The organism is Streptomyces sp. NPDC099050 (assembly GCF_044759865.1).
In the GTDB taxonomy this organism is placed as follows: Bacteria; Actinomycetota; Actinomycetes; order Streptomycetales; family Streptomycetaceae; genus Streptomyces.
This window is the reverse complement of sequence record NZ_JBIWAE010000008.1, coordinates 241,133-260,473: the sequence shown is the minus strand read 5'-3', so window position 1 is coordinate 260,473 and position 19,341 is coordinate 241,133. Positions and strand designations below refer to the sequence as shown.

General features: G+C 73.6%; 20 protein-coding genes and 3 tRNA genes. 10 read left to right on the top strand and 13 right to left on the bottom strand.

The window, feature by feature from the left end:
• Nucleotide 1 precedes the first annotated feature (1 nt).
• On the bottom strand, nt 2-424 hold the full coding sequence (locus ACIQV3_RS16575; protein WP_403713096.1) for an organic hydroperoxide resistance protein: 423 nt from the start codon (nt 422-424) through the stop codon (nt 2-4).
• 65 nt (nt 425-489) lie between these two features.
• A complete protein-coding gene (locus ACIQV3_RS16570) occupies nt 490-1,512 on the bottom strand; it encodes an NADP-dependent oxidoreductase (protein WP_403713095.1) in 1,023 nt (340 codons plus the stop codon).
• 103 nt (nt 1,513-1,615) lie between these two features.
• Between ACIQV3_RS16570 and ACIQV3_RS16565 the strand changes: the two genes are divergently transcribed.
• On the top strand, nt 1,616-2,038 hold the full coding sequence (locus tag ACIQV3_RS16565) for a MarR family winged helix-turn-helix transcriptional regulator (RefSeq protein WP_403713094.1): 423 nt from the start codon (nt 1,616-1,618) through the stop codon (nt 2,036-2,038).
• Nucleotides 2,039-2,102: 64 nt separating this feature from the next.
• On the opposite strand, the gene ACIQV3_RS16560 is transcribed toward ACIQV3_RS16565, so the two are convergent.
• On the bottom strand, nt 2,103-2,921 hold the full coding sequence (locus tag ACIQV3_RS16560) for a hypothetical protein (protein ID WP_403713093.1): 819 nt from the start codon (nt 2,919-2,921) through the stop codon (nt 2,103-2,105).
• Between the two features lie 80 nt (nt 2,922-3,001).
• Here ACIQV3_RS16560 and ACIQV3_RS16555 point away from each other — a divergent pair, with 80 nt between their 5' ends.
• On the top strand, nt 3,002-3,595 hold the full coding sequence (locus ACIQV3_RS16555; protein ID WP_403713092.1) for a hypothetical protein: 594 nt from the start codon (nt 3,002-3,004) through the stop codon (nt 3,593-3,595).
• 5 nt (nt 3,596-3,600) lie between these two features.
• Here ACIQV3_RS16555 and ACIQV3_RS16550 read toward each other — a convergent pair whose 3' ends face one another.
• Nucleotides 3,601-4,425: an esterase/lipase family protein gene (locus tag ACIQV3_RS16550; protein ID WP_403713091.1), complete on the bottom strand. Its 825-nt coding sequence runs from the start codon at nt 4,423-4,425 to the stop codon at nt 3,601-3,603.
• A gap of 242 nt (nt 4,426-4,667) precedes the next feature.
• Between ACIQV3_RS16550 and ACIQV3_RS16545 the strand changes: the two genes are divergently transcribed.
• The 3 genes from ACIQV3_RS16545 (at nt 4,668) to ACIQV3_RS16535 (ending at nt 8,847) form a co-directional block, all read left to right on the top strand.
• Nucleotides 4,668-5,705, top strand: a complete 1,038-nt coding sequence (locus ACIQV3_RS16545; RefSeq protein ID WP_403713090.1) for a rod shape-determining protein — start codon at nt 4,668-4,670, stop codon at nt 5,703-5,705.
• The gene (locus ACIQV3_RS16540) at nt 5,702-7,297 is read left to right on the top strand and encodes a GAF domain-containing protein (RefSeq protein WP_403713089.1); all 1,596 of its coding nucleotides are present in this window, start codon (nt 5,702-5,704) and stop codon (nt 7,295-7,297) included. The genes ACIQV3_RS16545 and ACIQV3_RS16540 overlap by 4 nt, the downstream gene beginning before the upstream one ends.
• A 101-nt stretch (nt 7,298-7,398) precedes the next feature.
• Entirely contained in the window at nt 7,399-8,847 is a 1,449-nt protein-coding gene (locus ACIQV3_RS16535) for a carboxyl transferase domain-containing protein (RefSeq protein ID WP_403713088.1), read from the top strand.
• Nucleotides 8,848-9,155: 308 nt separating this feature from the next.
• Here ACIQV3_RS16535 and ACIQV3_RS16530 read toward each other — a convergent pair whose 3' ends face one another.
• A complete protein-coding gene (locus ACIQV3_RS16530) occupies nt 9,156-10,298 on the bottom strand; it encodes an esterase-like activity of phytase family protein (RefSeq protein WP_403713086.1) in 1,143 nt (380 codons plus the stop codon).
• 170 nt (nt 10,299-10,468) lie between these two features.
• Nucleotides 10,469-11,305 (bottom strand): AraC family transcriptional regulator, encoded by an 837-nt coding sequence (locus tag ACIQV3_RS16525; protein ID WP_403713085.1) that lies wholly within the window; start codon nt 11,303-11,305, stop codon nt 10,469-10,471.
• Nucleotides 11,306-11,354: 49 nt separating this feature from the next.
• On the opposite strand from ACIQV3_RS16525, the gene ACIQV3_RS16520 reads away from it, so the two are divergent.
• Together ACIQV3_RS16520 and ACIQV3_RS16515 are read left to right on the top strand one after the other, a co-directional pair.
• The gene (locus ACIQV3_RS16520) at nt 11,355-11,765 is read left to right on the top strand and encodes a cupin domain-containing protein (RefSeq protein WP_403713084.1); all 411 of its coding nucleotides are present in this window, start codon (nt 11,355-11,357) and stop codon (nt 11,763-11,765) included.
• A gap of 81 nt (nt 11,766-11,846) precedes the next feature.
• Nucleotides 11,847-12,221 (top strand): hypothetical protein, encoded by a 375-nt coding sequence (locus tag ACIQV3_RS16515; RefSeq protein ID WP_403713083.1) that lies wholly within the window; start codon nt 11,847-11,849, stop codon nt 12,219-12,221.
• Nucleotides 12,222-12,323: 102 nt separating this feature from the next.
• On the opposite strand, the gene ACIQV3_RS16510 is transcribed toward ACIQV3_RS16515, so the two are convergent.
• Nucleotides 12,324-13,601, bottom strand: coding sequence for an MFS transporter (locus ACIQV3_RS16510; protein ID WP_403713082.1), 1,278 nt, complete (start codon nt 13,599-13,601; stop codon nt 12,324-12,326).
• A gap of 234 nt (nt 13,602-13,835) precedes the next feature.
• Here ACIQV3_RS16510 and ACIQV3_RS16505 point away from each other — a divergent pair, with 234 nt between their 5' ends.
• Nucleotides 13,836-15,047: a glutamate--cysteine ligase gene (locus tag ACIQV3_RS16505; RefSeq protein WP_403713081.1), complete on the top strand. Its 1,212-nt coding sequence runs from the start codon at nt 13,836-13,838 to the stop codon at nt 15,045-15,047.
• A gap of 86 nt (nt 15,048-15,133) precedes the next feature.
• Here ACIQV3_RS16505 and ACIQV3_RS16500 read toward each other — a convergent pair whose 3' ends face one another.
• The 5 genes from ACIQV3_RS16500 to ACIQV3_RS16480 all read right to left on the bottom strand — a co-directional run bounded on the left by ACIQV3_RS16500 (nt 15,134) and on the right by ACIQV3_RS16480 (nt 16,756).
• Nucleotides 15,134-15,514 (bottom strand): hypothetical protein, encoded by a 381-nt coding sequence (locus ACIQV3_RS16500; protein ID WP_403713080.1) that lies wholly within the window; start codon nt 15,512-15,514, stop codon nt 15,134-15,136.
• Nucleotides 15,515-16,138 (bottom strand): NAD-dependent epimerase/dehydratase family protein, encoded by a 624-nt coding sequence (locus tag ACIQV3_RS16495; RefSeq protein WP_403713079.1) that lies wholly within the window; start codon nt 16,136-16,138, stop codon nt 15,515-15,517. It abuts the gene before it with no gap.
• A 201-nt stretch (nt 16,139-16,339) separates the two neighbouring features.
• Nucleotides 16,340-16,416: transfer RNA gene (locus ACIQV3_RS16490), tRNA-Ile, on the bottom strand.
• Between the two features lie 189 nt (nt 16,417-16,605).
• Nucleotides 16,606-16,678 (bottom strand) — tRNA-Asn (locus ACIQV3_RS16485).
• 5 nt (nt 16,679-16,683) lie between these two features.
• Nucleotides 16,684-16,756 (bottom strand) — tRNA-Asn (locus ACIQV3_RS16480).
• A gap of 146 nt (nt 16,757-16,902) precedes the next feature.
• Between ACIQV3_RS16480 and ACIQV3_RS16475 the strand changes: the two genes are divergently transcribed.
• Both ACIQV3_RS16475 and ACIQV3_RS16470 read left to right on the top strand, forming a co-directional pair.
• A complete protein-coding gene (locus ACIQV3_RS16475; protein WP_403713078.1) occupies nt 16,903-17,211 on the top strand; it encodes a YtxH domain-containing protein in 309 nt (102 codons plus the stop codon).
• Between the two features lie 151 nt (nt 17,212-17,362).
• Complete coding sequence (locus tag ACIQV3_RS16470; RefSeq protein WP_403713077.1) at nt 17,363-18,802, top strand: FGGY family carbohydrate kinase; 1,440 nt, start codon at nt 17,363-17,365, stop codon at nt 18,800-18,802.
• A 39-nt stretch (nt 18,803-18,841) separates the two neighbouring features.
• Here ACIQV3_RS16470 and ACIQV3_RS16465 read toward each other — a convergent pair whose 3' ends face one another.
• Entirely contained in the window at nt 18,842-19,207 is a 366-nt protein-coding gene (locus ACIQV3_RS16465; RefSeq protein WP_403713076.1) for a hypothetical protein, read from the bottom strand.
• Between the last annotated feature and the right edge of the window lie 134 nt (nt 19,208-19,341).

The window sequence follows — 19,341 nt, the reverse complement described above, 5'->3', positions numbered from 1 at the left end:
ATCAGACCGCGAGCTCGACCGTGATGTTGCCGCGGGTCGCCTTGGAGTACGGGCAGACCTGGTGGGCCTTCTCGATGAGGTCCTTGGCGGTGGCCGCGTCCACGTTCGGGATGGAGGCCGAGATCTTGACGATGATGCCGAAGCCGTCGTCGTTCTTGCCGATGCCGACCTCGGCGGTGACCGTGGAGCCGGAGATGTCGGCGTTCTCGTTGCGGGCGACGACGCCGAGCGCACCCTGGAAGCAGGCGCTGTAGCCGGCGGCGAACAGCTGCTCGGGGTTGGTGCCCTCGCCGCTGCCACCGAGCTCCTTCGGCGGGTTCACGACGACGTCGAGCTGGCCGTCGTTGGTGGCGACGCGACCGTCGCGGCCGTTCTCGGCGGTGGCAATGGCGGTGTACGCGACGTCGGACTGCTGGATGGACATGTAAGGAAATCCTCCTGGTAATCGCCGGGACTCGCGCCCACGCGTCACGGCGGTGTGGAGTGAGCCTAACCGGTGAAAGAAACGATCATCTTTCCGGTGTTGTCACCGCGCAGCATTCCGAGGAAGGCGTCGGTGGCGTTCTCCACTCCCCGCACGACCGTCTCGTCGGCGACGAGCTGCCCGGAACGCAGCCAGCCGGCCACGTCCTGGACGAACTGCGGCTGCAGTCCCGCGTGGTCTCCGACCAGCACGCCCTGCAGGCGCAGCCGCTTGCCGATGACGAGGGCGAGGTTGCGCGGCCCGGGCACCGGCTCCGTGGCGTTGTACTGGGCGATGGCCCCGCACAGGGTGGCCCGGCCGTGCACGTTCAGGGAGGAGATGGCGGCCTCCAGGTGGTCCCCGCCGACGTTGTCGAAGTAGACGTCGATGCCCTCGGGCGCGGCCTCCTTCAGCTGGTCGGCGACGGGGCCGCTCTTGTAGTTGAAGGCGGCGTCGAAACCGTACTTCTCCGTGAGGAGCGTCACCTTCTCGTCGGAGCCGGCGGAGCCGATCACCCGGGAGGCGCCCTTGATCTTCGCGAACTGGCCGACGAGGCTGCCGACCGCGCCGGCGGCGCCGGAGACGAAGACGGAGTCGCCCTCCTTGAAAGAGGCGACCTCGAGGAGCCCGGCGTAGGCGGTCAGGCCCGGCATGCCGAGGACGCCGAGGTAGGCGGAGAGCGGGGCGAGCGAGGCGTCGACCTTGGTGGCGTGCTTGGCGTCCAGGTCCGCGTACTCGCGCCAGCCCAGACCGTGCAGCACGTGGTCGCCGACCGCGAAGCGCTCGTCGGCCGAGGCCACGACCTCGCCGACCGCGCCGCCGTCCATGGGCTTGTCGAGCTGGAAGGGCGGGATGTACGACTTCACGTCGTTCATCCGGCCGCGCATGTACGGGTCCACGGACATGTGGAGGTTGCGCACCAGAATCCGGCCGGCGGCGGGCTCGGCGTTCACCGGTACCTCGCGCAGGGCGAAGTCCTCGGCGACGGGCCACCCCTGCGGGCGGCGGACGAGGTGCCACTCACGGCTGACGGCGGGGATCTCGGACATGCGTCACTCCTGGATGGGGGAAGAAGTGCAAAATGCTTCAGGACGTGAAACAACCATGCGCCTGGATATTTCATGTTGTCAAGTAAATGGGTACGCTGGATCCATGCCCAGCCGTCGCGCAGACCCCCTGACCCTCGAAGTCGTCGAGCTCATCGGCGACGTCGTGACCCGCTACCACCAGGAGTACGAGCACGCGGCCTCCAGCCATCAGCTCACCGGCGCCCAGGCCCGCGTGCTGAACCTGCTCTCCCTGGACCCCATGCCGATGCGCAAGATCGCACAGAGGCTGCGGTGCGAGCCGTCGAACATCACCGGCATCGTGGACCGCCTGGAGACCCGCGGGCTGGTCGAGCGCCGCCCCGACCCGGCCGACCGCCGGGTGAAGCTCGCCGCGCCCACCGAGGAGGGCCTGCAGACCGCCGACCGGCTCCGCGAGTCACTGGACTTCGCCCGCGAGCCTCTGGCCGGGCTCACCGCGGCCGAGCGCGCGGTCCTGCGGGACCTGCTCCGGCGGATGCTGGGCTGAGCCGAGCTGAGCTGAGCCGACCGTCAGGCCCTCAGGCCCGGCAGGCCCTCAGCCCCTCAGCCCCTCAGCAGAAGAACCACCAGCAGTCGGGCGGCGTGGGCTTCGGAGTCGGGGTCGGGGTCGGGTTCGGCTTCTTGGTGGGCTTCGGCTTGGACGGCCCCCTCGAGGGCCGGCTCTCGCTGGGACTCGCGGATCCCCCGGTCTCCGAAGCGGTCGGAGCCGCGGACGTGGGAGTCCGGGAAGCGCTCCGCGACGGCCCCGCCGACCCGGAGGCGGAGCCGGAGGACCCGACGGTGGAGGCCCCGGTACTCCGTCCGGTCCCGCCCGGCTTCGCGCCCCCGGTCGTGGCCTTCCCCGAGCCGGCGGCCGGCCCCTTCGGCGTGGCCGTCCCCGGGGGCGCGGCCGGCCCCTCCGTCAGGCCCGGCAGCGGAGCCGGCTCCGCGGGGCCCGCGTCGTCGGTCAGCACCACCGTCGCCGCCCGGTCGGTGCGCTCCCCGTCGACCGCCAGCCGGGCCAGGCCCAGGGTCGCTCCGGCGGCGAGCATCAGCCCGAGCCCCACGGTGAGCGCGGTCCGGCGGCGCCGGCGGTGTCCGGCGCGGCGGCGGTCGGCGGCGCGGTTGCCGGCCCGTCCGCGGCCCCGGCCTTGGCCCCGGCCCCGGCCTTGGCCCTGGCTTTGGCCCCCTTCCCCGGACAGCACGACGAGGGAGTCGGCGTACACGTCGGCGAGTACGGCCGGGTCGCTTCCGAAAGCGGCGGCGGAGCCGGGGGCGGGCGCGGCGGGGGCGGCCGACGCGGCGGATATCAGGTATTCGGCCGGGGTCCCGCATCCGGCGCACGCCAGCGCGCCGTTGAGGTACCTGCGGCAGGCGATGCAATAGTCCATGGCGCCCCGCAGGCTACGCGTTCACTCACAACGGCCGTATACCGGGATCGTGAGGATCTTGTGTGGAAGGGTTCGGGTCCATGACGAAGACTCCGGGGACACCGCCCCTTCCCCCGGGCCCCTTCGGCCCCGCCGGCTTCCAACTGGTGCTGCTGCGCCGGATGGCGGACTTCCAGCCGGGACTCGCGGAGGAGGCCCGCCGGCGGCTCGGCGCCTCCCTCGCCGAGCAGCGGGAGGCCAACAAGCGCTGGCAGGCCATGGTCCGGTCGCCGCGCTCGCGGGGCGCCCTGGCCCGCTACCGCTCGGCGCTCGGACCGCCCGAGGCCGTCTCCCCGCGCACGATCGGCGATCTGACGTGCGAGGCCCTGCTGTGGCCGGTGCCCCTGTGGCCCGACCTCCGCTTCGAAGTGCTCGCCGCGCCGGACGGGGCCGTGTGGAACGAGTGGCTGGTCCGGGCCCCGGGCGCGCCCGGTCCCGTACTGGAGTCGCCCGGGGACCTGCTGCCCTGGTCGGCGACGGTCGACGAGGTGGCGCGGGCCTTCGCCCCGGTCCGCCCGATGGAGGGCACCGCGCCGACGCGGTGGCGGCTTGCGTTCACCGCGTCGGGGCGGTCCCGCGTCGCGGAGTTCACGTACGGGCTGCTCCAGGAGGTCACCGTGGCGGACCTCCCGTAGCCGGCCTAGGACCGCAGGAAGGCCCGTACGCCCGCCGAGGTGGGGTCGTCCCCGAGCAGGTCGTTGTGCTTGAGGCAGCCGACCGGGGTGTTCACCGCCCCGGTGAGCGGGACGCTGTCGTCGGGGTTGATGACCTCGTCGCAGTTCGACCAGAAGGTGGCGTACCGCACCGCGCCGGGGGTCTCGTCCCCGGAGTTCAGGTTCTTCACCACGTACGAGCCGGGGGTCATGTCCCGGCAGGCCTGGTCCCACAGGGCGCAGGCCCAGGCGGTGGAGGTGCCGCGGTTGGGTCCGGCGAGGGAGACCCAGCGCTCCACGTACGGGGCGCCGCCGCCGAACTTGACGTACCAGCGGGTGACCAGCGAGCCGAAGGAGTGCGCGACCAGGTCCACCCGGGCGGCGCCGGTCTGCCGGCGGACCTCGTCCACGTAGGCGGCGAGCCGTCCGGAGAGGACCTCGTTGACCGACTGGTGGGTGTCGTAGCCGAAGGAGAAGAGCTCGGAGTCGGCGTACCCGTCGGCGCGCAGGTCCTCGCGCAGGGAGCCCCAGACGCCGGGGTCGGCGTTGTAGCCGTGCACGAAGACCACCGGATTGCGCGCGACGGCCGGGGCGGAGGTCGCACGGGAGGGCGCCCCCGAGGACACGCCGGAGGGTGCCCCCGAGGATGCGCTGGAGGGTGCCCCCGAGGACACGCCGGAAGGCGTTCCCGAGGACACGCCGGAAGGTGCTCCCGACGTCGCGCCGGTGGCCTGGGCCGGGAGCGCGGGCGCCGCGAGCAGCGCCAGGCAGAGCGTCAGAAGGGCGAGCAGTCGCTGGCGGACCGTCAGCATCGAGTCCCCTTTACCTTGTTACGCACGAGTAGCACGATGGGTGCGGGCATGGTCGCGCCTGGCGTCGCAGAATTCCACCCCCGTGCAGCACTCACCCGCGCCCCTTGTGACCCTTCCGTATCTCACGACACCCCCCACCCGGAGCATCAAATCGGGCAATACGGGTAATTCACCCGAGAAGATACGAAGTGTGACCGGCACTCGCCGGTCTTCTTGCGTCAGCGCTCTCGGGAGGATCTGCCGTGACCGTCAGTCTTGAGCAGTTGCGCCGCTGCCACGTGGCCGTCGACCTCGGAGCGGCCAGGACCCGCGTCTACGTCAAGGGCCTCGGCCTGGTCGTGGACGAGCCCAGTGTCGCCGCCGTGAACACGCGGACCGGCGCACTCATCGCCGTCGGCACTTTCGCCGAGCGGATGACCGGCCGCACGCCCGACTACATCCGCGTCGTCCGCCCCGTCTCCGGCGGCACCGTCGTGGACATCGAGATGGCCCAGCGCATGCTGCGCCACCTCCTCGGCGAGAAGTTGCGCCGCGCCCTGCGCCGCAAGCCCCGGCTCCGGGCCGCCGCCTGCACCCCGCACGACGCCGACCCGCTCGCCCAGCGCGCGGCGGTGGAGACGATGGTCGGACTCGGAGCCCGGCGCGTCGAACTCGTCGACACCCTGATCGCGGCGGCCGTCGGCTGCGGACTGCCCGTGGAGCAGCCGACCGCGACGATGATCATGGTGTGCGGGGCCGCCGCCACCCAGGTCGCCGTCCTGTCCCTCGGCTCGATCGTCACCGCCGTACGGATCCCGGTCGGCGGCGAGGCCATCGACCACGCCGTCGTCCAGCACCTGCGCCACGCGCACGAACTGATGCTGCCCAGCCAGGCCGTCCGCCCGCTCCAGCTGGCCCTGCACGGGAACGGCATCACCGCCGAGGGCCCGGCCTCCACCCTCATCCACGGCCGCGACGTCTCCACCGGACTGGCCCGCTCCGTCCACGTGGACACCGCGGCCGTCCGCGACGCCATCTACACCCCGCTGACCGCCGTGCTCGACGGCATCGGCAAGGTGCTGCGCGACTGCCCGCCCGACCTGGTGGCCGATCTGACGGACCGAGGGATCATGATGGTGGGTGGCAGCGCCCTGCTGCCGGGCCTGGACCAGATGCTCCGCGACGCGACCGGGATGCCCGTGGCCATCGCCGAACGACCGGACGTATGCGCGGTGCTGGGCCTCGGCATGATGATCGAAGGGAAGATCTCCCCCATGGTTCTGAACCCCCTGGCCGAATGACGCACGCCGATCCACCCCCGCCGGCCCCCGGGGACGGGCAGGGCCTCGCCGCCCTGCAGGCGGCCAGCCTGCCCGTCCTCCTGGAGGCGGTCCTCAGCGTCGGTTCCGAACTCGAACTGCGGACCACCCTCCAGCACATCGTGGATTCGGCGACCGAGCTGTGCGCGGCACGGTACGGAGCGCTCGGGGTCGTCGACCCCGAGCGCCTCCGGCTGACCGGGCTCTTCACCTCCGGCATGACCGAGGCCGAGAGGGCGGCGATCCCCCACCTCCCGGACGGCCGTTCCGGGCTGCTCGGCGCCCTGATCGCCGATCCGCGCCCGCTCGTGCTGGAGGACCTGAACCAGGACCCCCGCGCGGCCGGCTTCCCGCCGGGACACCCCCCGATGAAGGGTTTCCTCGGCGTCCCGATCCGGGTCCACACCGAGGTCTTCGGCAACCTCTACCTCACCGACAAGCGGGGCGGCGGCCCGTTCACGGACGAGGACCTCGCACTGCTGCGCGTGCTGGCCTCGCAGGCGGGCATAGCGATCGGCAACGCCCGGCTGTACGAGACCGCGCGCCGCCGGGAGCGCTGGATCGAGGGCGCCGCCGCCGTGACCACGACCCTGCTGGCGGGCCGGCCGGCGGCCGACGCGCTGATGTGCGTGGCCGAACGGGCCCGGCTGCTGGCCGACGCCGCGGCCGGGGTCGTCCTCCAGCCGACCCCCGAGGGCGGCATGGAGATCGTGGCCGCCTCCACGCACGGGGACCCCGGCGACCTGGTGGGCACCGCCATCGCCCCGGGCTCGGCGGTCCTGGAACAACTCCTGGGCGGCGAGCCGGTCTTCATAGAGGACTCGGCGACGGACCCCCGGATGACCACGCACGTGCGCGAGCGTTTCGGCCCCAGCATGATGCTGCCCCTCCAGAGCGGCGGCCAGCTCATCGGCACGCTCGCCCTGCCGCGCGTCCGCGGCGGCCCGGCCTACGACGCGGTCGACCGGCTGCTGGCCTCGCAGTTCGCCTCCCAGGCCGCGCTGGCCCTGGTCTTGGCGGACGCGCAGCACGACCGGGAGCAGTTGGCGGTCTACGAGGACCGGGACCGCATCGCCCGCGACCTCCACGACCTGGTGGTCCAGCGGCTGTTCGCGACGGAGATGATGCTGGAGAGCACCCGGCGGCGCTCCGACAAGGCACCCAGCGGGGACACGGTCGGCGAGGAGCTGGGCCGGGCCGTGGACGAGCTGGACTCCACCATCCAGGAGGTCCGCACGGCCATCTTCGCCCTCCAGCAGCCGCCGACGGACGCTCCGACCACCTTCCGGGGCCGAGTCCTGCGGGAGACCGGCGGGGCCGCCGTCCTGCTGGGCTTCCAGCCGTCGGTGCACTTCGCGGGCACGGTGGACGCGCTGCTGACGGAGCCCGTCGCGGGCGACCTCCTCTCCGCCCTGCGCGGGGCCCTGGCCGCGGCGCACCGCCGCGCGGAGGTCACCGTCATCGACGTCGAGGTCGACGCGGTGCCCACCCGGGTCCGCCTCACCGTCTCCGACGACGGCCGCACGGAATCGGGCACCCGGGGCACGACGCTGACATGGGAAGCCCCGCTCTGACCCTGCCGGACCGACGGGCGGGCGCGGGCGGGCGGCCCCGCAGGGCGGGGTCACCCGGGCCGCGCGAGCCTCGCCCAGGCGACGGCCCGTAGGGTGTCGGCGTGACGACCCGCCCCTCGGCCCGCGCCGCCATCGCCTCCGCCACCGACCCCGGCAGCTTCACCGAACTCCCCACCCCGCCGGGGCACTCCGCCCCCGACGGCCCCCTCGGCTGGGCCGGCTACGACGAGTCCCGCGCCCGCGCCGCCGCGCGGACCGGCGAGGAAGAGTCCGTGGTCACCGGCACCGCCCGCATCGGCGGCCACGAAGCCACCGTGATCTCCTTCGAGTTCGGCTTCCTCGGCGGGTCCCTCGGCCACCGCACCGGCGACCGCCTGGAGGCGGCCTACGCCCACGCCCGCGCCCACCGCCTCCCTCTGGTCTCCCTCATCGCCACCGGCGGCTCCCGCATGCAGGAGGGCATGCTCGCACTGACCCAACTGCAGCGCGTGGCCCGCCAGTCCGCCCTCACCCGCACCGCGGGCCTCCCGCAGATCGCCGTCCTGCGCGACCCCACCACCGGCGGCGGCTGGGCCACCCTCGGGGCGGGGGCCGACGTGATCCTCGCGCTGCCCGGGGCGCAGGTCGGGTTCGCCGGGTCCCGGGTGCGGCCGCCGGACGCGGATCCGGCCGCCTACACCGCCGAGGGGCAGTACGCCGCCGGGCACGTGGACGCCGTCGTCCCCGCCGCGGAGCTCCCCGCGACCCTGGAGGCCTGGCTCCGGGTGCTCGCCGCGCCCCGGTCCGCCGAGCCGGTGGAACCTCCCGCCGCGCTGGCCGACGTAGAGCTGCCTGCGACGGGGTGGGACGCCGTCCGGCAGGCCCGGCACCCCGGCCGGCCGCGCGCCGGGCGGTACCTGGACGCGTACTTCGAGCTCCGCCTCCCCCTCTCGGGCGACCGGGCGGGCGGCACGGACCCCGGGATGCTGTGCGGGTTCGGGCTCCGGGAGGGCCGGGCGGTGGCCTACGCCGCCCAGTGCGGCACCGCCACCCGCCCGGCCGGGTACCGTACGGCGGCCCGCGTCATCCGGCTCGCGGACCGGCTCGGGATCCCGGTGCTCACCCTCGTGGACACCCCCGGCGCGGCCAACGACGCCGCCGCCGAGCACGCGGGCGCGGGCGCGGCCATCGCCGACGCCTTCGCCGCGCTCGCCGCGGCCGCGGTCCCCGTCACCACCCTCCTCATCGGCGAGGGCGGCTCGGGCGGCGCGCTCGCCCTTGCGGCGCCGGGCAACACCTGGGTCACTCCGGACAGCTACTTCTCGGTGATCGCCCCCGAACTGGCGGCGGCCATCCTCAAGCGGCCCCCGGAGTCGGCCCCGGCGACGGCGGACCAACTGCGGGTCCGCCCCCAGGACCTGGTCGCCCTGGGCGTCGCGCGCGGCATCGTCTCCCCCGCGAAGGACGCGGAGGGGTCAGGGGCGCAGGGATCAGGGGCGCAGGGATCAGGGGCGCAGGGATCAGGGGCGCAGGGATCAGGGGCGGACCGGGAGCCGACGGACCGGGGCTGATCCGTCGGCGGGGACGGGGCCAGGCGGCGCACCGCTCCGCGAGTTCCTCGACCGTGCCGGAAGCCCGGAAGAAGCCGTGCTCGGGCGCCTCGTGCAGGTGGAAGAGCTGGTCACAGACCCTCCCGGCCCGCACCCGGGTGCCGTGGAAGTGCACGGCCCACTCGCCGATCACCAGCCGGCGGGCCTCGTCGAGAAGGGTGACGTGGACGGGGAACGAGGACTCGCCCTCGGGCCGACCGACCTGGCTGGGAGCCCACGGCACCCGCCAGCCGTCGGCCCTGGCGCGCAGGGCCGCACGGACTCGGACTCTAGAACCACCGACTCCGCGCCAGCAGCTCCAAGTCCACCCGGTACAGCCGGGTGATCTGCTGCGGGAACTCGTTGTCGTCGCTGGTCAGCAGCAGCCGCACCCGTCCGTTCCCGTCGTGCCCGTCCTGCCCGTCGCGCCCGTCGCGCCCGTCGTTCCCGTCGTAGTCCGTGACCACCATGCCCTCGACGTTGTCGACCAGCGGGTGGTTCTGCGGCAGCTTCGAGGGCGCGCCCAGCGTCGGGCAGCAGTCGAGGTCGCCGATCGGCGTCTTGCGCGCGGTGCGCAGCGCCGGGCCCTCCTCCAGCGCGGCCACCTTCGAGGTGTCCGTGGCGCCCAGGGGGTCGGCGACGTACAGCCGTACCGTGATCTTGAACTGCTGCGTGAAGCCGCGCTCCAGCACGATCAGCCGGCCGTCGCGCGTCGGCGCGAGCTCGACCAGCCCGTGCCCGGCGTCCACCGGGTAGGCGTACTGCCGCCCGAGCACGAACTCACCGTCGCGGCCGCGGCGTTCCCAGGTCTGGATCCGCTGGAGCGTCCGCCCCCGCGCGTCCTTCCCGTCCCCGGCCAGCACACCCTCGACGCCGGCGACGAGGGTGTGCCCACCGGGGAGCAGGGTCAGCGACTCGAAGGTCTGGTTGACCGTGGCCCGGCCCTCGGGCGCGAGCTTGAAGCCGTCCGGGATGAGCAGTGAGCCCAGCACCTCTCCGGTGCGGGCGTGCCGCCGGATCGCCGGGGCGTGCTCGTCCGTCACCAGGTAGGTGCCGTCGCGGTCGACGACGATCCCCTCGGAGTCGAGGGCCCTGCCCGCGCCGTCGGTCAGCGGCAGCCGCGCGGCGGCCGTCGCCGTCGGGGTGTCACCACGGCCCACCTTCAGCTTGTACAGCGCCGACTTGTCGGAGATCGCGGCGATCGTGCCGTCGCGGTCCACCGCGAGCCCGGAGAGCCCGCCGACCAGCTTCCCGCCGATGAGGGTCTTGTCGAGTGAGTCCGAGTAGCCCGCGATCGAGAGGTACGGCGAGCAGGAGCGGTCCTCCTTCGGCGCCCGGGGAGCCGCGGGGGCCTGGGCCTGGGCCTGCGGAACGAGTGCTCCGGCGAGCGCGGCGGTGGCCACGGCGGTGGTGACTAGCGTACGAAGGCGCATGAAGGCCTTTCTCCTGGGTTCGACTGGGGGCGTGAAAGGCGTAGAAGGCACGAAAGGCGTGAAGGGCGCAGAAAGACGTGAAGGGCGTGAACTTCCGAACTGTCATATGCCGAATCGATAGAGAACGGAAGGCCCGGCAACGCGATGGCAACGAACCCGCCAACTTCCCTTCACACTCCCCCGGATCGGGCGAACCGGCCCGGTCCGACCCCCACGTGCCGCCCGAAGTGCCGGGTCAGGTGCGCCTGGTCGTAGAAACCCGCCGCCACCGCCGCCTCGGCCGGCCGCATCCCCGCCAGCAGCAGCCGCCGCGCCTTCGCGACCCGCAGCCCAGTGAGATAGGCGTGCGGAGGGAGCCCGAACGCCTTCCGGAAGCTGCGGATCAGGTGGGTGGGATGGGCGTGTCCCAGAAGCGCGGAAGCCTCCTCCAAGGTGATCCCGCCGAGGACCCGCGCGTCGAGGAGCTCGCGCAGTCGTACGGCCGTATCCGGGCCCGGAGCCCCGTACGGGACCACCGGGCGGCCCTCCAGCCACGTGCGCAGCCGCTCCTGGACGAAGGCGAGCCGCGACTGCGCCTCCAGCCGCTCGACCGCTCCGGCCGGCAACTCCCGTACGCCCAGTGCGCGGTGCAGTCCGTGCACCCGGTCGCGCAGGGCGCCGTCGAGCAGCAGCGGCGCGTCGACGGCGGCCCCGGTCAGCGACTCCGGGAGCACGGAGGCGTCGAGGTAGAGCACGCGCTTGCGGAAGCCCGCCTCGGTGACGGTCCGCCCGTCGTGCACCACCCCGGGCGGCAGCAGGACCACCGTGTCGGAGCCGCCGGCGCCGTGCCGTTCGCGGTCGAGCCCGAAGTCGACGCGGCCGCCGTCGAGGATCATCAGCGTCCACGTGTCGTGGACGTGCGCGGGGTAGGCGTGGTCGGTGAACCGGGCATGGAACACCTCGGCGATCCCCGGCACCGGCGGCCGCCAGGCCGAGACCGTACTGCGCGGTTGCATCGCGGCTGCCATGTCAGGAACGTACAAGACCGGGCGGGGCGCACCCGGGCAGCCTGCCGGTATGACGACACGCGAAAGCACGGACGAGACCACACACGACAACCGGCACCCGGCAGCGCACGTGGTGAACATCGCGGAGAAGCTGGCCGGTTTCACCGAGCGGTGGGCGCCGCACCGGATCGCCCGGATCAACGACTACGAGGTCAAGATCGCCAAGGTCCAGGGCGAGTTCATCTGGCACACCCACGAGGACACCGACGAGCTCTTCCTCGTCGTCAGCGGCACCCTGACGATCCGCCTGCGCGCCGGGGACGTCGTCCTGAACCCCGGGGAGATCTACGTGGTCCCGCGCGGGGTGGAGCACTGCCCGCAGGCCGACGGGGAGACGGCGATCCTGCTGTTCGAGCCCGTCGGCACCGCCAACACCGGCGGGGAGGTCAGCGACCGCACCCGCGAGCCGGTGGACGCGTAAGGGGCCGCTCGGCGAGGAACCCCGGAACCCTGGAAGCCCTTGCGGGCGTCCACCTCGCGGGACACGAGGGAGGGGTGGGCCGTGCGCGGTTCCGGGGAAGGTTCCGGGGAAGGGGCCAACGGCGGGGGACGGCCCGGCAGTCGCCTGTGGGCGCCGGCGCTGGCGAATCTCCTGATCGGAGTGGTCGCCGTCGCTCCGGGCTGGTGCGTCTGGTGGCTCGTGACGCAGTACCCGTTGCTGCGGTGCGGCGAGAGGGCCTGCGTCCCGGACGCGGCCGAACCCGCACCCGTCATCGCGGGCGGCGCCGCGCTCGGCGGCCTGCTCGTCCTGGGGCTGATCCTGATGGTGGACGTCCTCATGCCACGGCAGGAGGGCTGGCGCACGGGCACCTGGCTCGGCATGGCCGTGCTGGTCCCGGTTCCCTTCGTCGCCGGCCGGGCCCTGGGCTGGTTCTAGGCCGTCGCCGCCGGATCCTGCCTGGCGCGCCGGCCCCGTAGGCCAGCGTCTCAGGCCCGCGCCTCAGGCCAGCACCGCAGGCCCGCCCCTCAGGCCCGCCCCTCAGGCCTGCGGCGATCGTGCGTCGTACCGGGCGAACCCCCGCCACCGCACGGCCAGCAGCGCCAGTACGAGGACGCAGCCGAGCCCGCCGCCCGTGATCGCGACGGTCGGGGAGGTGAGCTCGGCGGTGGCCCCGGCGAGGAAGTCCCCGAGCCGGGGCCCGCCGGCCACGACCACGATGAAGACGCCCTGCAGGCGGCCCCGCATCCCGTCCGGTGTCGCGGCCTGCAGCATGGTGGTGCGGAACACCATCGAGACGCTGTCGGCGCATCCGGCCAGCGCCAGGAAGAGCAGCCCGAGCCAGAGGTCGCGGGTCAGCCCGAACACGGCGATGGCCAGCCCCCACGCGGCGACGGAGAGCAGGATGGCCGCCCCGTGCCGGTGGATCCGCCCCTGCCAGCCGGAAAGCAGCCCCCCGAGCAGCGCCCCGACGGCGGGGGCGGCCACGAGCAGCCCGACCGTCTTGGCGTCGCCGCCGTACCAGAGCACGGCAACGGCCGGGAACAGCGCCTTCGGCTGGGCCAGCACCATGGCGGCCAGGTCGGAGAAGAAGGTCATCCGGATGTTCGGCCGGGTCCCCAGGAAGCGCAGGCCGTCGAGTACGGAGGCCCGCCCGGTGCGGCCGCCCGACCCCTCGGGCTTCATCGGCGGCAGCCGCCACGTCGCGTAGAGGGCGGCGCCGAAGGTGAGGGCGTCGATCAGGTACGCGGCCTGGTAGCCCCACCAGCCGACGATGACCCCGCCCAGCGCCGGGCCGGCCGTCATGCCGAAGGTCATGACCACGGAGTTCAGGGCGTTGGCCGCGGGCAGCTGCTCGGCCGGCAGCAGCCGCGGGATCATCGCGGACCGGGCGGGCCCGTTGAGGGCCCCGCAGAGGGACTGGAGCGCGACGACGGAGTACAGCAGCCAGACCCGGTGGTAGTCCAGGAGCGCGGCGCCGGCCAGGGCGAAGGACAGGGCCGCCAGGCCGAGCGCGCTGACGAAGCCGAGCTTGCGGCGGTCGACGGTGTCGGCGATGGCCCCGCCGTAGAGCCCGAAGGCGACCAGCGGGACGAGCGAGCAGAGCCCGACGAGTCCGACGGAGAAGCTGGAGCCGGTGATCTCGTAGACCTGGAGCGAAATGGCCAGGGCCGTCATCGCCTGGCCCAGCCAGGAAACGATTCCGCCGAACCAGAGCCGCCGGAAGTCCGGGGAGGTCCTGAGCGGGGTGAGGTCGGCCCAGATGCGGCGGCGGGCGCGGAGGGGCGGGGACGGGGGCGGAGCGGTCGTACGAGTCACAACGGATGGTAAGCCGCCCCTGCCCGAGCCCGACCGCGGCGGCTCCGCTCCTCCCGCACGCGCACCACTCCTCCCGCACGCGCACCACTCACCCCACCCGGAACCCGGGCCCCGCGGCGGCCGGATCCTTGCCGCTAACTCGCCACTATCACCGGACATTTGACCGAATAGGCGTGCGCTCCTCGCCTGAAGTTCAGCTCATGATGAAAAGACTCGTATGTCCAGGGAGGCGCAGTGATCGAACCTGGCACCAGCACCACGAGCACCAGCACCAGCACCAGCACCACAAGGACGGGCGCGCACAAAGCCACCAGGACGGGGGCACCGCGCGCGACCGCGACCGATCCGGTCTTCCCCCTCACCCTGGGCGTCGAGGAGGAGTTCCTCCTCGTCGACGCCCGCACCCTGCGGGTGGTCCCGGCCGCCCCGCTCGTCCTGTCCACCGCCGCGGGGCTCCCCCACGAACTGCACCCCGAAGGCACCCGCTACCAGGTGGAGATCTCCACCCCCGTCGCCGACTCGGCCGCGACCCTGCGCAGTGAGCTCACCGGCCTGCGGCGCACCCTCGCGCGGGCCGCCCGCGCCCACGGCTGCCGGCTGCTGGCCGCGCCCTCGCCGGTGGTCGCCCTGGAGGGTCCGCTCCACCTGACCGACGACGAGCCGCGCCAGCGCGAGCAGGCCCGGCGCTTCGGCGCGCTCACCGACACCCTGGTCAGCTGCGGCCGGCACATCCACATCGGCACCCTCGACGTGGACACGGCGGTGGCCGTCTCCAACCGGCTCCGGCCCTGGCTGCCCACGCTGATCGCGCTGGCGGCCAACTCCCCCTTCTGGGGCGGCCGCGACACCGGCCACGCCAGCTGGCGGGCGATGGCCTGGGCGGGCTGGCCCTCGGCGGGCCTGCCCCCGCACTTCACCTCGACGGCCCACTTCCGGCGCTCGGTACAGACCCTGCTCGGCTCCGGGGCCGCCCTGGACACCAAGATGGTCTACTGGGATCTCCGGCCCTCGGGGAACTGGCCGACGCTCGAACTGCGGGCCCCCGACATGTCCCCGGACATCGACTCGGCCATCCTCCAGGCCGAACTGTCCCGCGCCCTCGTCGCGACGGCCCTGCGCGAGATCGCCGAGCAGCGTCCCGACCCACCCGTACGGGAGGACGTACTGCGCCTCGCGCGCTGGCGGGCGGCCCACGACGGCCTGGAGGGCTTCGGGCTGGACCCGTACACGGGCGTCGAACTCCCGGCGGCGGACCTGGCGGAGGCCCTGCTCGACCTGGTGGCCCCCGAACTGGCCGCGTCCGGCGACCTCGACCACGCCGCGAGAACCCTGGCCGGCCTCCTGCGCGACGGCTCGGGCGCCCACCGCCAGCGCACAGCCTTCGCCCGCCGAGGCGACCTGAAAGACGTCCTCCGCCACCTGGCAGACGAAACGGAGGCCTCCTGAGCCAAGCCCGCCCGCCGCCCCCGCCCCCGCGGTGTGAACACCCGCGCCGGGGCCGGCCTGCCCGGCACCGCCGGGGCAGGCCGCTTTCAGACGGCCCGGTGGGCGATGAGGCTGCGTGCGCGGTCCAGGACCGTCTCCCGGGCCGGGCGCGGCTGCCAGCCGGGCAGGCGCCGGGCGTTCTCCGTGCTATGCCGGTTGCGGCGCCCCGGGACGGGGGTGATCTCGCGCAGGGTCGGGTCGGTGAACCGGTCCGCGAGGCGGACGGCGAAGTCGGGGATCCGGCGGGTCGGGACGGAGCTGCCCTGCGGGCCGAGACCCTCGAGCAGGATGCGGGCCATGTCGGCCATCCGGACGAACTCCCCCGCGGCCAGGAAACGCTGGCCCGGCGCGTGCGGGGAGGTCATCGCGCGGAGGCGCAGGTCGACGAGGTCCCGTACGTCCACCACCTCCAGCCCGACCCTCGGCACTCAGGGCGCCTTCCCGGCGAGGCGGCCGATGAAGCCCACCCAGCCGGTAGCGGCGGGGGTCAGGACCGGCCCGAAGACGGCGCCGGGCAGCACGGTCGCCAGCTGCGCGTGCTCCCTTCGTGACGATCCATGAAGTCCCAGGCCGCCCGCTCCGCGAAGGTCTCGGACCGGCGGTAGGGGCTGAGCGTGGGGGTCGTCGGGGTCGGTCCACAGGGTCTCGTCGGTAACGCTGTCGTCCGAGTAGGAGGAGGGGCTGGCGGCGTTGACGGCGGAGGTCCTCACGACGCGGCCGCCCCCTGCCCCGGTAGCGGCGCGCATGACGCGCAGGGTGCCGGCCCGCGCCGGGGTCACCTGGTCGGCCTTGGCGTCGCTGCTCGCCCCGAGCGGCGAGGCCACGTGCAGAACGGCGTCGACGCCCTCCATCGCCTCGCGCCAGCCCGCGTCGGCGGTGAGGTCGGCGACGGCGAAGCCGAGACGGCCGGCCGGGCCGGTCTCCCGGGACACGGCGTGAGTGGCCTGTTCGGCACGGGCGGCGTCGTAGCCGCGGCTCAAGAGTTCGGTGACGCTTCGGCACTCGACGCTCACGCCCACTTCGGACACGTACACGTACACGTATACGTACACGATCCTGCTACCCGAGATCGACAAGGAGGTAACGGAGGCGGCCGCGAGGTTCGTTCCGCGGGCTCGCGCGGCATGGGCTCTGGACCCCGCCGCTCACGCATCGCTCACACACGAGGCCGGAAACGAGAAGGTGCCCCGACCCAGGAAGTCCGGGCGAGGCACCGAAGTGGCCGGCCGCAACGTTTCTGCGGGCCAGCTGCGTGGTGGGGCGGGTGGGACTCGAACCCACGGCCGACGGATTATGAGTCCGCTGCTCTAACCGGCTGAGCTACCGCCCCTTCACGGCGTGGCGCGTACATGTGTGCGCGCCGTCTGCCGCAGCATAGCCGCTCATACGATCTCCTGCCTCGGATGCCTCGCATGATCGGCTTCGCCTGCCCAGAGAGACCGCGCCGGGCCCCGGGTGGTTGCGCGCGGGGGGCAGGAAAAAGAAAAAAGGACCCACCAGGGGTCCTCGTTCCTTCTTGCTCCCCCGACTGGACTCGAACCAGTAACCTGCCGATTAACAGTCGGCTGCTCTGCCAATTGAGCTACAGGGGACCGCGCTCCCCCGACTGGACTCGAACCAGTAACCTGCCGATTAACAGTCGGCTGCTCTGCCAATTGAGCTACAGGGGATTGCTGCGTTGCACCGAACAGCCCACCTCTGGCCTTGGCCAGGGGGCGAGCGCCCGTTGCGAGTCATAGATTAGCGCAAGCAGGGGGGTGCTCCGCCAATCGGTATCGCCAGCGGGCCGGGCACCACACGACGAAGGGTGACAGGCATGCGGTACAAGGTCACGTTCGCGGTCGGGCTGGCCCTCGGGTACGTGCTCGGGACCCGGGCCGGACGCGAGCGGTATGAACAGTTGAAGAAGTCCGCGCGTGAGTTCGCGCAGAACCCGGCCGTCCGCAACGCCGCCGAGAGCGCAGGTCAGAGCGGCCGGGAGTTCGCCGGCAAGGCCTTCGCCGCGGTGAGCGAGAAGGTGGGCGACGCGGTGCCGGACGCCCTCTCCGGGCGGGTACGGGGCCTGCGGGCACGGGTCGGCGGCAACGGCGCGGGCGAGGACGGCTGGGGCACCAGCAACACCTGAGCGGGCCCGGTACGGAGCGGGGTCCTCGTCCGGGGGCCCCGCTCCGGGGTGCCCCCCGGCCGCGTGCGCGGGGTTCCACATAAGGGGCGGGGCCGCTCCCGGGCGCTCCGGGGCGGTCGAGCCCGCCCCCGCGTGCGGCAGAATTCACCGCATGGGGATAGTCGCCGGGCTGGACAGCTCTTCCACGTTCACACGCATCGTCGTCTGTGACACCGAGACGGGCGCCGTGCTGCGCCAGGGGTACGCCCCTCATCCGCAGCCCACCGGCGAGGCGGTGCCGCACGAGACCGATCCGCAGGCCTGGCTGCTCTCGCTCGGTGAGGCCGCCGGCGGCGGGCTCCTCGAAGGGGTGCAGGCCATCGGGGTCTCCGCGCAGCAGCACGGGGTGCTGCCGCTGGACGCGCAGGGCGGCCTCGTGCGTCCCGCCCTGATCGGCAACGACAAGCGCGGCCAGGCGGCCGCCGCCGAGCTGATCGAGTCCTTCGGCGGCCGGCAGGCCTGGGTCGAGGCCGTCGGCTCCGTCCCCCATGCGGCGCAGCCCGTCGCGAAGCTCGCCTGGCTGGCCCGTACCGAGCCCGAGGCGGCCCGGCGGGTGGCCGTGCTGATGTCCCCGCACGACTGGCTGGTGTGGCAGCTGCTGGGCCGCCCGGCCCGGCGGACCACCGACCGCGGTGGCGCATCCGGCACCGGCTACTGGTCGGCGGCCGCCGGCGCCTACCGCCCTGACCTGGTCGAGCTCGCGCTGGGGCACCGCGCGCTGCTGCCCGAGGTGCTCGGCCCGGCCGAAGCCGCCGGGACCACGCCCGAGGGGCTGCTGATCTCCGCCGGCACCGGAGAGACCATGGCGGCCGCGCTCGGGCTGGGCATGGGACCCGGCGACGCCGTGGTCTCGCTGGGCGCGTCCGGATCGGTGATGGCGGTGCACCACGAGGCGCTGTCGGAGCCGGGCGGGCTGATCACCTCCCTCGCGGACGCCACCGGGCTGCACCTGCCGGTGGTGAACACCCTGAACGCCGTACGGGCCCTGCGCGGCACCGCCGAACTGCTGGGCACCGATCTGGAGGGGCTGAGCGAGCTCGCGCTGAAGTCGACCCCGGGCGCGCACGGACTCGTACTCCTGCCGTACCTGGAGGGCGAGCGGACGCCGAACCTGCCGCACACCGCCGGGACCCTGTCGGGGCTGCGCCGGGACTCCATGAAGCCGGAGCACCTCGCGCGGGCCGCCTTCGAGGGCATGCTCTGCGGGCTGGTGGACGCGCTCGACGTGCTGCGCAGCCGCGGCGTGGAGATCCGCCGGGTGTTCCTGCTGGGCGCCGCCGCCGAGCTGCCGGCCGTACAGGCCTTCGCGCCGGGGCTGTTCGGGACACAGGTCCTCGTCCCCGCGCCGGCGGACTACGCGGCTCTGGGCGCGGCCCGGCAGGCCGCGTGGGCGCTGGGCCTGGCGCAGGGCGGCGCGGCCTCGAAGACCCCGCCGGTGTGGCCGGCGCCCGCGGCGCAGCTGTTCGAGCCGGACGAGGAGTACCCGGCCTGGCAGGGCGCGCGCCAGCAGTACGTCGCGACCCGGGACCAGATCCACCCGGGGGCGTTCTAAAAGGCCGCCCGGCCGCCCGCCCGGCCCCCCGCCCGGGCGTCAGCCCAGCTGCGCCTTCACGTGCTCGACGACCGCCCGGAACTCCTCCGTGGGCGAGAAGTCGACGTACTCGGTGTCCTCCAGGGCGACCGGGGCGTGGCCGGGCGGCCAGTAGCAGGCCTCCCCGGCCGAGTAGACCTGGTCCCCGTCCTTCGTGTGCATCATGAGCCGGCCCTTGATCACGTAGGCGTAGTGCGGGCACGGGCACAGGTCGTCGGGCAGGCCCTTGAACGCCGGGGTCATGTCGACGCCCTTGGCGAAGCGACCGAAGGCGACGGAGAACCCGCCGCCGAGCTCCAGCACGCGCAGTTCGGCGCCGTTGCCCTCCAAGAGGACGGGGATCTGCTCCCGTTTGGCTGCCGTCATGGTTCCTCCACGGCTGCTGATCCGTCCCGAGACTCCCCTCCCCCATCGTCCTCCCGGCACCGGCAGTCGGCGCGGTGACCCCCGTCCGGAACCGGGCCGGAACCCGGCCGGAACCCGGCCTGCGCCCTCCCGCG